Below are 15,517 nucleotides of genomic sequence, written 5' to 3'. Positions count from 1 at the left end.
TCCATAATAAAAGCTTTGTATCCAATGTGTTTATGGTTCTAATTTAAAAGAACCGCTAGCATTTACATCAGGATTATTTATTTCGTTAAGATTAAAGTTGCCAGTAATATTGTCTAAGTCATTCAAAAATATTGCATCAACATCGCCCTCGGCTTTATTGTTGCCATGGGATGCAAATGTAACGGCTAAGTCAAGTTCGCTTAAATTTATTAAACCGCTGTAAGCCGCATACCAATTTCCGCCCGCGTCATTAAAACTAATTTCGCCATCAGGCACTGTGCCATTATCAAAATCAACAGCCATAGTCATAGCAAAGTCAGTAACAGCACCCACACTCGAATTTACATTAAAGCTTGATGCTTCATAGTTAAATACACCTTGGCGCTGAGCTATTTGATCGACTAAAGATGCGCTGCTAACTGTTTGAAATTGTTGTTCAGAATATATATCCATAGTATCTGTATCTGCTTCAAAAGCATTTACTTCAACTTCAGTTACAGATGCTTGTTCAGTCTCTTCTTCGTTGTCATCTTTAGGGTCGATCGTTACTATATTTTGATCAAACACACGTGCCGCACGCGTCGTTTTTAATACTTCACCAGAGGCTGTAATTTGTGCAAACGAAAATGCCTCGTTATCACCCAAAGAAACCACACTATTATTTTCGAGTGTTAGATCTATTGCGCCATCCCATACAGCTAAAAACACATTGCCTTCAACGAGCTGAACTTCAAAATGTGTTCCACGTATACCAATAGAGCCAACGGGGGTTTTTACACTATAAGAGCCGCCATTTTTTTTAATCACACCCGAAATAGAGCGCAAACCACCTTTAAGTAACTCAATAGAAGCAGAACCTTGTTGGGTATTATCATCAAATTCATAGTTAGCAATATTTAGTTCTGAATTTTCTTTTAAAGCGATTAAACCACCATCCGACATTGAAAATTGCGCTTTGCTTTTCTCTCCAGTCGTAATGCGATCTACACCAAAAACGGTATCTCTGCGCTGCAACTGCCGTTGTTGTTCAGAGCTTCCATCAACCGCTAGTACAGAGCCTCGCGCTAAAATAGTTTTACCAGCGGGATCATTTGCTTGTGTATAAAAACTTACACAAAGTAAAGTGGTAATTACAGGGAGTAAATGTTTCATAAATACCTTAAATTAAAATGAGTAAGAAGCGCTTAAATTGATATCTAAACGGTCATATTCGAATAAAGAAATATTACTGGATTTATCTTGATAGTTGGCAGCCAACTGTATTGCTAAGTCACGATTAACTAAGTAGCGAACAGAAGTTGAGAACATAAAGAGGTTATCGGCACGTTCTTGTAAAAATAAAGGGTGATCATCTTTATAATTAATCCATTGGTATCCAGCAAGAGATAACAACTGCCAATGTTGAGCTAGTTGAGTGTTCACTTGGTAGTAAAAACTCGTAATATTACGGCTATTAAATTCACCTTCAGTAATATCGGCTTCTTCATTTTTAGCGTTAATGCTTAAGCTTTGAAACCAATTTCGAGTTGCGTAGCTAGCACCCGCATTTATCGCATAAAATGAGTTATCGAGCTTTTCATCAAATCTATTGTTTAAAACACCCGCAGTCGCAGAGCTAAATAAATTAACTTGTTTATTCAGCTTATAACTAGCTCCGGCCGTTAAAGCTGATTCAGTACGATAAAGATCGCCATCAAGCATTAATGGAGTCGTCGATACTTGTGCAAACCAACTTATGTCATTTTGTTTATATTGATAGGCAGCATTAATATGCGCATTTATACGATCGTATTGGCTGAGTTCTGCAAACTTGTACCACCCGGTATTAACACTCAAAGTAATTAAACTTTTTTGATCTATAGGGTGAGAGTACTTTCCTCTGTAATTTAGTCGCGCATAGTTGTCTTGCGTACTTTTACTTTCTGGCGATAACAAAAACTCACCAATATTAGGAATTATAATCGTATTTTCTGCCGTACCCGCATTTACGTTGCCATCAACGCCAAGGGCAAGCTCAATATTTTGCTTATAAGAACGCCCCGCTTCTTGCTTTTTAAGTGTGGTTGTATCAAGTAACGATTGTGCTGAAGACTTTATGTTATTAGGTGTGTTAGGTGAGTTAATCAGTATTAAAGCTTGAGTATCGGCAGCAGGTAAATTATTAACGGTTAAATAAGCACGAACTAAGTACAAGCGAGCTTCATACCATCTAGGGTTGTTTTCAACCACGCGTTCAAAGGCAAATACAGCTGGCGCCGCATTTCCTGTTTTAAGCGCAGAGACCCCTAGTAAAAAATCGTATACGGGTTCACCCAGGTACTGGTATTCACTATTACTTTTTTGATAAGCCTGAGTATATTTTTTTTCAGAAACTAATTTTTGAAGTTCAATCAGTAGCTTATTATATTCATCATTGCTTTGAGCCAATGAGTTAAAGCTCATTACAGCTAAACAACTACACAGTAAATTTCTTAAAACCTGTTTAATCATGCTTAATTTTATATCCCAGTAGAAGTTTGATGTTTTGTATAAAAAGAGATGTATGTACTAGAAATTTAGCACTTTTTGTACTTAAGTACAGCCAATGTAATCACATTGGTTAAATAAATGTTATTTAATTTAGGCTAAACAATTGTTTAATAAATCTTCAAATTAAACTTATTAAAACAGAAGAGGTTGCTGATAAACTGCTTTAGCTTAAAATAGTAATTAATTTGGATAACAAAGGTTAAATATGCTGTATAGGATATAAAAAGATAATTTAGGGAGATTATTAAAATATAAATAAAGGGTATTACTAGGAGAAAAAGTGGGGCGATTGACGGGGCTTGAACCCGCGACAACCGGAATCACAATCCGGGGCTCTACCAACTGAGCTACAACCGCCACTACACACACCTTGTTTGGTGTGGCGCGCATAATACATAAAATAATAAATGTTGTGAAGCCTAAAAGTGAAATAAATTAAAATAATTTATTTCAGGCAAATATAATTAGTATTTGGTCGTTAATAACTTTCCAAAGTAGGCTTCATTTTATCGCATAATTGCCTCTAAAAAATCGAATGTACTTACATTTAATAGTATTAATTCATTATTTCATGAGAATAAATTGTAAATTAATGTATAATAATGCTCGGAAAACGCTTAATAAAAAACATTTGGAGTAAATATGGATTCAGTACTTAATTGGCTTAACGATAACTCAGGCCTAATCTTACACTACGGTATACAAGCTGTTGTTGCGCTTGTTATCTTTTTACTTGGTAGTCGTATCGCTAAGTTTTGTTCTAACTTAACTGAAAAAGGTTTTGCTAAAAAGAAAGTAGATAAAGCTGTCGGGTCGTTTGTTTCAAGCATTGTGTACACACTTGTATTTGCTGTTACTATTTTAATGGCACTTTCGCAAATTGGTATTGAAACAACTTCGTTCATTGCTATTTTAGGTGCTGCAGGCTTAGCTGTTGGCTTAGCATTACAAGGTTCACTATCTAATTTTGCATCAGGCGTGCTAATTATTTTACTTCGTCCGTTTAAATCTGGTGACTTTGTTGAAGCAGGTAATAAAATGGGTACTGTTAAGAAAATCGAAATATTTTCAACTGAACTTCGTACACCAGATAATAAAGTAATCATCGTACCAAACTCTCAAATAATGTCAGGCGCTATTACTAACTTCTCGCGTGAGTCTACTCGCCGTATCGATTTAGTTATTGGTGTTAGTTACGATGCTGATTTACGTCAAGCAAAAGAAGTATTAAAATCTGTGTTAGATGCAGAAACACGCATACTTAAAGACCCAGCTTATACAGTAGCTGTATCTGAGCTAGGTGATTCTAGCGTAAACTTTGTTGTTCGCCCTTGGGTTAACGCTGCTGATTACTGGCCTACTTACTGGTCATTAATGGAAAATATTAAAATTGCATTAGATGATGAAAATATTGCAATCCCATTTCCACAAATGGATGTTCATTTACACAAGCAAGACTAATTTTAAATAGTTATTTAATTAAAGTTATCTTTAATTGTTGTAGTGATAAAGCGGCTATTAGAAATAAAATTTCATGCAGTATTTGCTGCATGAAATTTTTTACATTATTACTTAGCTGTTTTGCTTGCTCTAACAAGTAACGCTTTAATAAAATAGATATACATTTATACAAAGGTTATTTTTTAATGAAATTAAAGCTTTTATCAGTTTTAGTTGCAGCATCTGCTGCAACAAATGCATTCGCTGCAGACGCAGATCAAAAAACGTGGGAAGTTACCAGTGAACTTGGTGCTATTATCACAAGTGGTAATACAGAAACGACCACACTCAAAGGTGGTATTAAAGTACAGCACAACCTTGAAAACTGGAACAACGAATACAAACTAGACGGCATCTATAAAGAAGATGAAGTTGAAGATGCTAATGGCGACAAAAATAAGCAGCGCACTAATGAAAAGTACTCGATTTCAGCGCAAGGTAATTACAAATTAAATGAAGATCATTCTCATCTATTCATTTATGGTTCACACGTTTCAGATTATTTTGGAGCATATAGAAGTGAGTCAGTAATTTCTGCAGGTTACGGTTTACGTTTATTAAACGAAAAAACAATGTGGTTAAGTGCCGAAGTTGGTCCTGGTTATAAATATTTTGAATACCCAGATGACAGCTCTGAAATTGATGATAACGGTAACTCTCTTGCTGGCGAGTTTGAAGGCGAAGTAATTGCCTTAGGTAAATTAGATTACAACTGGCAAATTTCTGAGAGTGCACGTTTTACTCAATTAGTTGCTGTAGAGTATGGTGATACAAACACTAAAACTCGTTCAGAAACTGCATTGCTTGCAAAAATAAACGGCTCATTACAAATGAAAGTCGCTTTTAATGTCACTAACAACTCAGATGTTGCTGACGACAAAGAAAGCACTGACACAGAAACATCATTCACACTGGTTTACAGTTTTTAACCAATGTAACTAAGTTAATGACACTAAAGTGACAAAAGGGACGAAAGTCCCTTTTTTATTTGCTCAAAATTAATGTATTATAGCCACCAATTTTGGTTGTAGACCTAGGGATATACCTACTCGTGAAAGTTTTTACACAATTTATTAGTGCTTTTATTCTACTTTGTAGTTTTAGTACTTTGGCTTTTACGCCAACAGCATCTCAAATTGAGCAATTTAAAAAGCTGCCAAAAGCTCAGCAAGAAGCCCTAGCAAAACAGTATGGTGTTGATGTTTCAACAATCACCGGTACAAACCAATCCAATAATCAAAATAATACAGAGCAACAAAACAGTATTGGCGAGCGCGCAGAGCCAGAAAAAGAAAAGCTAACAGATGAAGAGCGCTTCAAACCAAAAGCAGACGAATTAAAACCATATGGTTATGAGTTGTTTGCAGGTGAACCCACTACATTTATGCCAAGCGAAAATGCCGCAGTACCCGATACTTATATCGTAGGCCCTGGCGATCAATTAAAAATTAACTTTTATGGTAAAGAAAGTGACAGTTTTGAAGTCATAGTTGACCGTGAAGGACGTATTAGTATTCCTGACCTTAGCCCTGTAGAAGTGGCTGGTTTAACCTTTGCTGAAATTAAAGAACTAATAAAAGTAAAAGTAGAGCAGGAAGTTATTGGTGTAAAAGCCTTTATATCGCTTGGCCAACTTCGTAGCATGCGTATTTTAGTTCTAGGTGAGGCTTACAAGCCAGGTAGCTACAGTGTTTCTTCATTAACAACTGTTTCGCACGCATTATTTGTAAGCGGTGGCGTGTCTGATATTGCTTCTCTTCGTAATATTCAAGTTAAAAGAGCTGGCAACGTAGTTGCAAATTTTGACCTTTACGACTTACTTATTAATGGCGATAGCAGTAACGACATCGTACTAAAGCCGGGCGATGCTGTATTTATTCCATCGGTTGGTGCTCAAGTAAGAGTTGAAGGTGCGGTTAAACGCCCAGCTATATTTGAACTAAAAAAAGGTGAGTCTGCTAAGCAGTTATTAGCAATGGCTGGAGGCCTTAAGCCAAATGCATACGCCAAAAGCGCAATTGTAGAGCGCTTTAACTTCGATCGTAAAGAAGTGCTATCGGTAGATTTTTCAAAATCGCAAATTAACTATATTCCACAAGATGGCGACCGTATTCGCTTTAATTCAGTTAGCTCGCAATATCAAAACTCAGTTAGCTTAATTGGTGCTGTAGCGCGCCCAGGCAATTATCAGTGGCATCAAGGCAAGCGCATTTCAGATGTACTTAAATCAGTACGTGGTGATTTACTACCGCAAGCCGATTTAAGCTATGGACTCGTAATCCGCGAAATAAATATAAACGGCGATATAGAAGCACACCAATTTGACGTTGCTCAAGCGATTATTAAAAATCCTGAAAATAACTTACAACTTCAAGCTAATGACAAGATAGTTGTATTTAGTCGTTTTGAAGAAAAAGAATTAGAGCAATCAACTCTAGCAAATATGGCTCTTAGTCAAGAGCAACAAGAGCAGCAACAAAAAGCAGAGCAATGGCATAAGTTTGAACAAAAAGAGTTCGAAAAATACATTGGCGTTAATCAAGAAGACGAAGAACTTGTTCTTGAAGACAATAAAATACTCACTATTGCTGAAATTTCTAAGCGCAAAGCAAAAAAAGAAGAAGACCAAGAACTCAAACCTGAAGATTACGCGTTATTTAGCCGCCATAATTTATTAGCGCCAATTATTGCTAAATTTAAGCAGCAAGCATCAGTGCAGCAAGCTATGCAATTAGTTGAGATTAGCGGAAACGTTACTTATCCTGGTATTTATCCACTAATGATTGGTGGTGAGGTAAGTGATTTAATAACAGCAGCCGGTGGTTTGCTGGAGTCTGCCTACGTAAAACAAGCTGAAATTACACGTATTGTAGCCAGCGATGGTTCTAAAATAGAACACTTACGATTTGATCTTGAAAGCGCCCTGAAAGGCGACCTTCAAAGTAATATTACATTACAAAGTAAAGACAGCATAAACGTATTCGCTATTCCAAATTGGCAAGAAAACGTAAAAGTAGAATTAAAAGGCGAGCTTAAATTCCCTGGTACCTACACTATACGCCGTGGTGAAACGCTAACTGAATTACTTGAACGCGCGGGTGGTTTTTCAAATTTTGCAGAGCAAAAAGCAGCTGTATTTACCCGTACGTCGATTAAAGAGCAAGAGGAAAAGCAGTTAGCACGTTTATCTACAGAGCTTCGCCGTGATATAGCTTCTAAGAGCTTCCAAAACTCTGTAAGCAGTAGCACACTTTCGTATGAAGAAATGAACAAGCTGTTAAACGACCTCGCGAGTGTTGAAGCCGTAGGCCGTTTAGTAATTGACTTGCCGTTAATTGTAAATAATCAACAAAATTTAGTATTACAAGATGGTGATACACTTTATGTACCAAGCAAGCGCGATTCAATTAGCATAATTGGTGAAGTTAACTACTCTACATCACATCTATATAAAACAGGGGTTAGTGTTGATGATTATATTGCGCTAAGTGGTGGCCTTAAAGAGCGTGCAGCTGAAGACAGAATTTACATTATTAAAGCCAATGGCTCTGTAAAAATACCAAATACAGGTGGCTGGTTCGCAGCAAATAATGCTGATCAGTTAGAACCAGGCGACACAATAGTTATACCAATGGACGCTGGCCATATGGATAAGCTAACGCTTTGGAGTACTGCAACGCAGATTATGTACCAACTAGGTGTAGCGGTTGCTGCTATTAGCGGTATTTAATAAAAAGCAAGTTTTTCCTAACAGCTTAAGCAGAATGAAAGTATTTCTAGCTTAAGTTTGTATTAGCGCTATTAAAATTATTTTAATAGCTGATAGCAAAAATATGAGATGTAAATGGATAATAACTCAAATAATCATACAGATAAAAATAAGCCTATGATTGCTGATGACGAAATCGACTTAAGAGAACTGCTTACTGCTATTTGGCAAGGGAAATGGATTATTATTGTAATAACCATTTTATTTGCAGTGACGTCTGTTTTTTATGCGATTAATCAGCCTAACATTTATAAATCAGAAGCTTTATTAGCACCTGCAGAGCAAGAGCAGCAGGGAGGACTAGGAGCATTAGCTGGTCAGTTTGGCGGTTTGGCTAGTTTAGCAGGTGTTAGTTTAGGTAGCGGTGGTGTAGATAAAACTCAGATGGCACTTGAAGTGTTGCAATCGCGTAAATTTACCAGCGAGTTTATTAAAAAATATAATATATTGCCTGACTTAATGGCCGCAAAATCGTGGAATAGTCAAAATAACACAATAAATTATAACAGAGACCTTTATTTAAAAAGTGACGCTAAATGGGTTCGTGAAGTTGAACCCCCTTTTAAGGCTGAACCTTCAATGCAAGAAGCTTACAAAGAGTTTACAAAAGTACTTTCTACAAATGCAAATAAAGAAAATGGTATGGTGACTATTTCAGTAGAGCATGTATCACCATATATTGCAGAGCAATGGGTAAATTGGCTAATACAAGAAATAAACTCAACTATGAAACAGCGCGATGTAGTCGAAGCAAATAAAAGTACTAGTTTCTTAATGTCACAAATACAACAAACCAAAATTGCTGATATTCGTGCTGTACTTTATAAATTAGTAGAAGAGCAAACAAAAACTATTATGTTCGCTAATGTACGAGATGAATATGTTTTCAAAACAATTGATCCAGCTATAGTGCCAGAGAAAAAGTTTAAACCGAAAAGAGCTTTGATTTGTTTGGTAGGGGTTATATTAGGTTTTTTTATTAGCTGTGTCTTTGTCTTAGTGAGATATTTTATTAAACAGGGAAATAGTAAACCTATAAAATAATTCAGATTAGGTTAAAACTATAAATAAATTTTAAATAAACATTACTTTAGATGATTAAACTTTGAATCATAAGTAACAAGATATTTATTGACGCATTAGACAAATTGGAATTTTTAATTGTTTACTAAGAGTTTTAAATCAAAAAAAGAAGCACTAAAGCAAAATAAAATATATGTATTTTGCCCAGATGAGTGTGTTTCTAATATTGTAGAAATTATTAATGCACATTCATTTGAGCTTGTAATTAATGACTTCTCAATAGTCGACTTTACTGAAAAAGTTATATGCCATTACAGAAGTGCGCAGTTAACAGATAAGCAACGAGACTTTCTAGTAAGGGCAACTGAGAGTGGTGCATGGGTAGAACCATTAGTCAGTTATTTAGACGGTAGGTTAAAGTACACAGAAGTACATTTGTTGCACAGTAGTTACTTTTTACATCAAAAAGCATTTTCAATTTTATCGAATAAAAGAACTCAAATAACCAAAAGAGTTTTAGATGTAGTTAGTTCTATATTCTTACTCTTTATAACGTTACCGCTTTCATTAATGGCTGCTTTACTTATTAAATTAGAAAGCCCAGGCCCTATTTTATATAAACAAAAAAGAACAGGCCAATATAATGAAGAGTTTAAAGTTTATAAATTTAGGTCTATGCGTAGTGATGCTGAAAAAAATGGTGCTCAATGGGCTAGTGAAAATGACGTAAGAATCACAAAAGTAGGAAAATTCATTCGAAAAACACGTATTGATGAAATACCTCAGCTAATAAATGTTCTACAGGGAAGTATGTCAATAGTTGGCCCAAGGCCTGAGCGAGAGATCTTTATTAAAGACCTTGAAATGGAAATTCCATATTATCGTTTCCGCCATGCAGTAAAGCCTGGTGTCACAGGCTTGGCACAGGTTAGGTACCCATATGGCGCGTCACTGGAAGACGCTATTTGGAAGCATAAATACGACATTCATTATATTAAGCACCATTCTACGATATTAGATTTAAAAATACTTATGCTTACAATTAAAACAGTAATTTTTGGTATGGGCCGCTAACAACATGCAGGGTTAGATCAATAAATGCAGCTTCATGAAGCCGTTAAAAAAAATAAATTAGGCTTAAATAGATCTCTAAGCGCAATATTTATAAGCATTTTAATTTTCTCGATTTATAACCGAACATTTTCGCTTGGTTTTGATATTCGGTTTTTAGTTTTTCCGTTTTTTATTTCGAGTTTAATTCTTGCTTTGCTGGTAAAAATAAAGTTTGATGATTGGGTCGTACCAACTCGCGCTATTTTACTGACATTATTATTTATACTTATAATGCTTCAAGATCAAATTGCTTGGCAATTTTCCGCTCTTGATAAGAATGCTGCCGTATATAAAAATGTAATTATTTTGTATATATATAATTTTCTAATAGCTATTTATTTTTTTCTAAATAGAAAATATTTAAATGGTAAAGTATTAATAAACTCAGTTCTTTTATCTAGTTTGTTTTTGTCTCTTTCATGCTTATATCAAGCTGTAACTGGCAATTTACCATTTGTATCGACAGGCTCTTCCGGTGAAGCGTTCGAAGATAAGTTATCATTACTAGGTGTAAGGCCATCAGGTTATGCACACGATCCAAACTATACCTCTCTACTAATGGTTTTTAGTATTTATATTATTGTTAGTATAAAAAAAACTGTTTTTAACAGAGTTCTATTATTGGTCTGTTTAGTTACCCTTTTTGCCTCAGGTTCAAAAACTGTTTTATTAATCAGTAGTTTTTTAGTGATAAGGTTAATATTTATCAAGCTGAAAATTAAAATAATTTTCAACATAGGTTTTGTTACTTTTATATTATTCGGCGCTGTTATCGCCTTCTCTCTTTTCGAGCACTTGTCAACATTTTCTCAACGGTTAGTTATGTGGCGTTTAGCTTTAGATGGATTCTACGAAAGGCCGATACTGGGATATGGAATAACTGGAGTAAGAAGTCTACTCGAGTTAAGTATGCGTTATGTTCAACCTCATAATGGGTGGCTAGCTATATTAGTCGATCACGGAATAGTGTTATTTACACTTATTGTTTCTGGTTTTACATATATGTTATTTAATACTCAAGAAAGAGCTAATAGGTATTTGATAATAATTTTTTGTTTTCTGTCAATATCCAATGAAATGTGGGTGTACCCTTATTGGATTTTGTTTTTTGTAGTTCCATTTGTATTTAATATCGGTGATAAGCGTGTTTAACAATAGGCCTTTAGTAAGTGTGTATATACCTTCCCATTATCGACCCAATGATCTAAGTAGATCACTTGGTTCGGTTTTAGATCAAACTTATATAAATATTGAAGTAATAGTAGTGCTTGATGGCTTATGTGAAAAGTCAATTTCTCTATTAGAGTCTGTATCAAAAGAAGATAGTAGATTAATTTACACTTTTAATGAAAAAGCTTTAGGTGCCTGCAATGCCAGAAATCGAGCAATAGATCTTGCAAAAGGAGATTTTATAACGGGTTTAGATGATGACGATGTAATGAAATCAGATTGTATAGAAGTCTATATGAAAAACTGGTCTGACGATTTCTCTTTTATATGCGGTAGTTATGATTTTATCGGGGAGGTAGAAAATAATCTGACAGGTAAGTCTTTTACAATTACTGAGAAAGATCTTATAAAAATGAACTCTGTTGGTAATCAAATTTTTACTCGAATAGAAACGCTCAAAGCAGTAATGTTCGATGAAACTTTAAATGCATGGCAGGATTACGACTGTTGGTTAAGGATTTTAAAAACAACTGGGAAAAGTTCACTAAAGTTAAGCAATAAGCTCTATTTTGTTGATGTAAACCCAAACCGAGAAAGTATTACTACTCGATCAAATGCATCTAAGGGAGCGATTCAATTTTTGCAAAAGCATATAAGTTTATATGATGGAAATTTTCACATATGGCTTTTTAATGACCTTGCTAATAGGAGACAGCCGATTCCCTATTGGTTGGTTTTATCTTTATTGGGTACGTCAATGTTTTATCGAGGGTTATACTTGAGTTTAAAGCACTCCTGTTTTTACAAGTATGTTATTACCTGTAGAAACATTTTTACTGCGATAGTAAATAACTTTAGAGGTTAACCTTGAAAATTTTGCATATTTTAAATTCAGACGGTGTTGGTGGTGCAGAAATATTACTACGTCGTATGATAGATTCAAGCCAATTTGAGAACGAAGTAATGTTGTTGTGGAAACATAATAATAGTCAAGATAGTTTTTGGTCTAGTCGCAATTTTAAATATATTACAACCTCATATTTTGGTTTATCTGCGCTAATTTGTGCGTTAATCAGACTACCAGCAGCTATAAAACAATCAAACTCAGACTGTATACAGTCTCAACTCAAAGGAGCTGATATAATTCTCGGTTTGTTATTTTTATTCAAGCAGGTTAATAAAAAAGGGAAGTATATTGTTGTTATACATAACAGCTATTCATTTTACTATGGAGGGAGTATTAAAAATAAATTGATTGGTCGAGTTCATCAGTTTTTGATTAATAGATATGCTGACGAAATTATTGGAGTTTCAAGACAAGATATTGATAAATTTGAGAACGCATTTGGGAAAAAGTACCATGTGATAGAAAATGGTATTAGTTTTAAAGATTTAGCACCTAAAAAACATTTTGACTTAGAAAAAAATAAATTGAAAATAGCTTGTGTTGGTAATGTCAAGTTTAGAAAAGGTTATGATAAACTTCTGAAATTGAAAGAATCAATTGATAAATCAAAAGTTTTAAAAGGCGCAGTGATTGAATTGAATATTGCAGGTGCCATAGAAAGTGAGCAGCTAAAGTTACAAGTTGAATCTTTAACTGGAATGTATTTTAAAATAAACTTTCTAGGTAAGGTTGAGGATGTGAACTCGGTATTGAGGGAGGCAGACTTGTTTTTATCCTTATCAAGAGAGGAGGGTTTGCCTATCTCGGTTTTAGAAGCCAATGCACTGCAGCTACCATTTTTAATTTCAAATATTCCTGCACATAGGTTAATTGTATCTCAGGAAATCCAAAACGATGTTTTGTTCGCTGATGAAGATGAACTGTGCACTCTATTAGAGAATATTTTTGAAAAGAAAGAGTTGAGAGTTTTTATTGCTACTAAGCAGTTTCAGCAAGTTAATCAGAGGTTTGATTTTGATATAATGATGGAAAAATACCAAGGTATTTATTCTGGAGTTGATTGCAAATGAGGGTATTAATTGTTACTAATTCGAAGTTTGGTGGGGGAGCCGAAGTTGTTGTTAATACGCTTTCTATGGAGTTAGCTAAATTTCAAGAGTTGGATATTCATATTTTTCATTTGAAGGATACTGAATCTGTATTTTGGAGATTCACAGCATTTTTTAAAATGTTACATATAATTTTTAAGTTAAAGCCTCAAGTTGTGCAGTCTCACTTATTTTTCCCAAGTATTTTATCAATATTTTTCTCTACTTTTTTTTCTTTTAAAACCCAAGTTGTTATACATAGTATTTCAGAAATAAACTCAACGAACCTTGGCTCTAAAATAGCAAAATACATTTACAGAAAAGCAGGTATGATCGTATGCATTTCATCTAAAATGTTTGATTTGGCACAGGCGTTATTTCAAAAACCTACAGTTTGTTTAATTCATAATCCTCATGACTTTGAAGCATATTTAAGTTTATCAAATGAAAATGTGCAGTTACCAGCTAGTCAGTACTTTATATATGTAGGAAGGTTGACAGCCTCAAAAAGAGTTGATCAACTAATAATGGCTATCTCAAAGGCTAAAGGGGAGCATAAATTAATAGTTCTCGGTGATGGTGAAGAAAAAACTAATTTAAAGAAATTAGCTTCACAACTGGGAGTGGATGAAAGGGTCTACTTTTTAGGACGTTTATCGAACCCTTACCCCTACATAAAAAATGCAAAAGCGTTACTTTTAGCCTCCGAGTTTGAAGGCTATCCTAATTGCCTAATAGAAGCGTTAGGTCTAGGAGTTCCGGTTATTACTTCTAATTGTCAAACAGGGCCAGCAGAAATTTTAGGCGTAAGTTATAACGATGATACTTTAAGAATAACAAATCAACAGTGTATCATATACCCTGTGGGCGATAGTCATGCTTTAGTTAAAGCTATTGAATCTGAAGAATATTTAAAGGCAGAGGCATTTATTTTAAAAGATATGGTTAGTCAGTTATCTTTAAAGCCAATTGTTAGAAAGTATGTTAGTGCGATTAAATCACTATGTTAATACGAGGCAGTCTGTAATCGTTTAGTAATAACTAAAGGGTTTGCTCCATTACTTATTAGACTCAAATGATTTCCGTTTAGCATAAACGGTGAAATTCTAGTTTATTATAGTTTGAGTTACATTCGCATACGATTATAAATAGATTATAAAAATTTTAGCTGGAGTGACTTCTTAGTTTGAAGTATCTTTTCAGGTTGTACATACACAAGTTTTAAATACCAATATTGCTAGTTGTTTATGGCTATGTTTCTGCGAAAGTAGTTTATGTTATTTATTCGATAAAGATAAGTCATGCGGTAAAAACCAGAAAATTTTAAATTAACACCAAAGGCATCTTGTTTACCTCAGAAATTTTATTTGTATAGAGTAGATTAAGTTGGCCATTATTTTTACATATTCAATTAAAGGTTGCTAAAATATTAAAATGAAGATACTAGTAAGTGGCGGTGCGGGCTTTATAGGCTCTGCTGTAATTCGCCATATTATAGAAAACACTAATGATTCAGTCATTAATCTCGATAAGTTAACTTATGCTGGTAATTTAGAATCATTAAATTCGGTTGCTAATAATGACCGCTACACATTTGAGCAAGTTGATATTTGTGATCGTGTAGCCCTAGACCGTGTATTCAAAGAACATAAACCCAACGCAATAATGCATTTAGCTGCTGAAAGTCATGTTGATCGTTCAATTACTGGACCGGCCGAATTTATACAAACTAATATTGTAGGCACTTATAATCTATTAGAAGCGGCTCGTGAATACTGGAATACATTAAATGACGATGATAAAAAATCGTTTAGGTTTCATCATATTTCAACTGACGAAGTTTACGGCGACCTTCCACACCCAGATGAGCAAGAAGGTAATGCCTTGGGTAAAGAGCTACCTTTGTTTACTGAACAAACATCTTATTCACCAAGTAGCCCTTATTCTGCAAGTAAAGCATCGAGTGATCATTTAGTTCGAGCATGGCTGCGCACGTATGGATTACCTACTATCGTAACTAATTGTTCGAACAATTATGGGCCATACCACTTTCCTGAAAAGTTAATACCTTTAGTAATACTTAATGCGCTAGAAGGTAAAGACTTACCTATTTATGGTAAAGGTGATCAGATTAGAGATTGGTTATTCGTTGAGGACCATGCTCGAGCTTTATATAAGGTAGTAACTGAAGGTAAAATTGGTGAAACCTATAATATTGGTGGTCATAACGAAAAGCAAAACATCGAAGTTGTTAAAAGTATTTGCAGTATTTTAGATACTTTAGTGCCTAAGGACTCCCCGTACTCAGAGCAGATAACGTACGTGACAGATCGCCCTGGTCACGATAGACGTTATGCTATTGACTCGTCAAAAATGAGTACAGAGCTAAACTGGACACCAATAGAAACCTTTGAAACA

The 15,517-nt window shown here is 34.7% G+C and carries 12 protein-coding genes and 1 tRNA gene; 10 read left to right on the top strand and 3 right to left on the bottom strand.

Annotation, left to right across the window (positions count from 1 at the left end; all coding sequences use genetic code 11):
* Window positions 1-30 precede the first annotated feature (30 nt).
* The 3 genes from I6F48_RS08880 to I6F48_RS08870 form a co-directional block, all read right to left on the bottom strand.
* Window positions 31-1,152 (bottom strand): FecR family protein, encoded by a 1,122-nt coding sequence (locus tag I6F48_RS08880; RefSeq protein ID WP_165728148.1) that lies wholly within the window; start codon window positions 1,150-1,152, stop codon window positions 31-33.
* Window positions 1,153-1,164: 12 nt separating this feature from the next.
* On the bottom strand, window positions 1,165-2,490 hold the full coding sequence (locus tag I6F48_RS08875; protein ID WP_024593751.1) for a surface lipoprotein assembly modifier: 1,326 nt from the start codon (window positions 2,488-2,490) through the stop codon (window positions 1,165-1,167).
* A 320-nt stretch (window positions 2,491-2,810) separates the two neighbouring features.
* Window positions 2,811-2,886 (bottom strand) — tRNA-His (locus I6F48_RS08870).
* 285 nt (window positions 2,887-3,171) lie between these two features.
* Here I6F48_RS08870 and I6F48_RS08865 point away from each other — a divergent pair.
* The 10 genes from I6F48_RS08865 to rfbB all read left to right on the top strand — a co-directional run.
* Window positions 3,172-3,990, top strand: coding sequence for a mechanosensitive ion channel family protein (locus I6F48_RS08865; RefSeq protein WP_197119265.1), 819 nt, complete (start codon window positions 3,172-3,174; stop codon window positions 3,988-3,990).
* A gap of 185 nt (window positions 3,991-4,175) precedes the next feature.
* Window positions 4,176-4,958, top strand: a complete 783-nt coding sequence (locus I6F48_RS08860) for a DUF481 domain-containing protein (protein ID WP_024593750.1) — start codon at window positions 4,176-4,178, stop codon at window positions 4,956-4,958.
* A gap of 122 nt (window positions 4,959-5,080) precedes the next feature.
* Window positions 5,081-7,759 (top strand): SLBB domain-containing protein, encoded by a 2,679-nt coding sequence (locus I6F48_RS08855; RefSeq protein WP_197119264.1) that lies wholly within the window; start codon window positions 5,081-5,083, stop codon window positions 7,757-7,759.
* Between the two features lie 114 nt (window positions 7,760-7,873).
* Window positions 7,874-8,842 carry a Wzz/FepE/Etk N-terminal domain-containing protein gene (locus tag I6F48_RS08850; protein ID WP_007582313.1) on the top strand — a complete coding sequence of 323 codons (969 nt, stop codon included), beginning with the start codon at window positions 7,874-7,876 and terminating at the stop codon, window positions 8,840-8,842.
* Window positions 8,843-8,959: 117 nt separating this feature from the next.
* Complete coding sequence (locus I6F48_RS08845; protein ID WP_007582311.1) at window positions 8,960-9,895, top strand: exopolysaccharide biosynthesis polyprenyl glycosylphosphotransferase; 936 nt, start codon at window positions 8,960-8,962, stop codon at window positions 9,893-9,895.
* 24 nt (window positions 9,896-9,919) lie between these two features.
* The gene (locus I6F48_RS08840; RefSeq protein WP_197119263.1) at window positions 9,920-11,086 is read left to right on the top strand and encodes an O-antigen ligase family protein; all 1,167 of its coding nucleotides are present in this window, start codon (window positions 9,920-9,922) and stop codon (window positions 11,084-11,086) included.
* Window positions 11,079-11,969: a glycosyltransferase gene (locus I6F48_RS08835; RefSeq protein WP_197119262.1), complete on the top strand. Its 891-nt coding sequence runs from the start codon at window positions 11,079-11,081 to the stop codon at window positions 11,967-11,969. Before I6F48_RS08840 ends, I6F48_RS08835 begins: the two co-directional genes overlap by 8 nt.
* A gap of 2 nt (window positions 11,970-11,971) precedes the next feature.
* A complete protein-coding gene (locus I6F48_RS08830; RefSeq protein ID WP_197119261.1) occupies window positions 11,972-13,081 on the top strand; it encodes a glycosyltransferase family 4 protein in 1,110 nt (369 codons plus the stop codon).
* Window positions 13,078-14,109, top strand: a complete 1,032-nt coding sequence (locus tag I6F48_RS08825; protein ID WP_197119260.1) for a glycosyltransferase — start codon at window positions 13,078-13,080, stop codon at window positions 14,107-14,109. The genes I6F48_RS08830 and I6F48_RS08825 overlap by 4 nt, the downstream gene beginning before the upstream one ends.
* Before the next feature lie 424 nt (window positions 14,110-14,533).
* Window positions 14,534-15,517, top strand: a 984-nt coding sequence (gene rfbB / locus I6F48_RS08820; RefSeq protein WP_197119259.1) for a dTDP-glucose 4,6-dehydratase, incomplete at its 3' end; no start/stop codon positions are given.

It is taken from the genome of Pseudoalteromonas sp. SWYJ118 (assembly GCF_015864505.1).
In the GTDB taxonomy this organism is placed as follows: Bacteria; Pseudomonadota; Gammaproteobacteria; order Enterobacterales; family Alteromonadaceae; genus Pseudoalteromonas; species Pseudoalteromonas arctica.
The sequence above is the reverse complement of the archived record's forward strand: the minus strand, read 5'-3'. Positions and strand labels throughout refer to the sequence as shown.

What these genes read in the sequence shown, in the direction of transcription:
- I6F48_RS08840 (WP_197119263.1), top strand. Translation starts at nt 9,920, where the DNA reads ATGCAGCTTCATGAAGCCGTTAAAAAAAATAAATTAGGCTTAAATAGA.
- I6F48_RS08865 (WP_197119265.1), top strand. Translation starts at nt 3,172, where the DNA reads ATGGATTCAGTACTTAATTGGCTTAACGATAACTCAGGCCTAATCTTA.
- I6F48_RS08880 (WP_165728148.1), bottom strand. Translation starts at nt 1,152, where the DNA reads ATGAAACATTTACTCCCTGTAATTACCACTTTACTTTGTGTAAGTTTT.
- I6F48_RS08825 (WP_197119260.1), top strand. Translation starts at nt 13,078, where the DNA reads ATGAGGGTATTAATTGTTACTAATTCGAAGTTTGGTGGGGGAGCCGAA.
- I6F48_RS08850 (WP_007582313.1), top strand. Translation starts at nt 7,874, where the DNA reads ATGGATAATAACTCAAATAATCATACAGATAAAAATAAGCCTATGATT.
- I6F48_RS08860 (WP_024593750.1), top strand. Translation starts at nt 4,176, where the DNA reads ATGAAATTAAAGCTTTTATCAGTTTTAGTTGCAGCATCTGCTGCAACA.
- I6F48_RS08875 (WP_024593751.1), bottom strand. Translation starts at nt 2,490, where the DNA reads ATGATTAAACAGGTTTTAAGAAATTTACTGTGTAGTTGTTTAGCTGTA.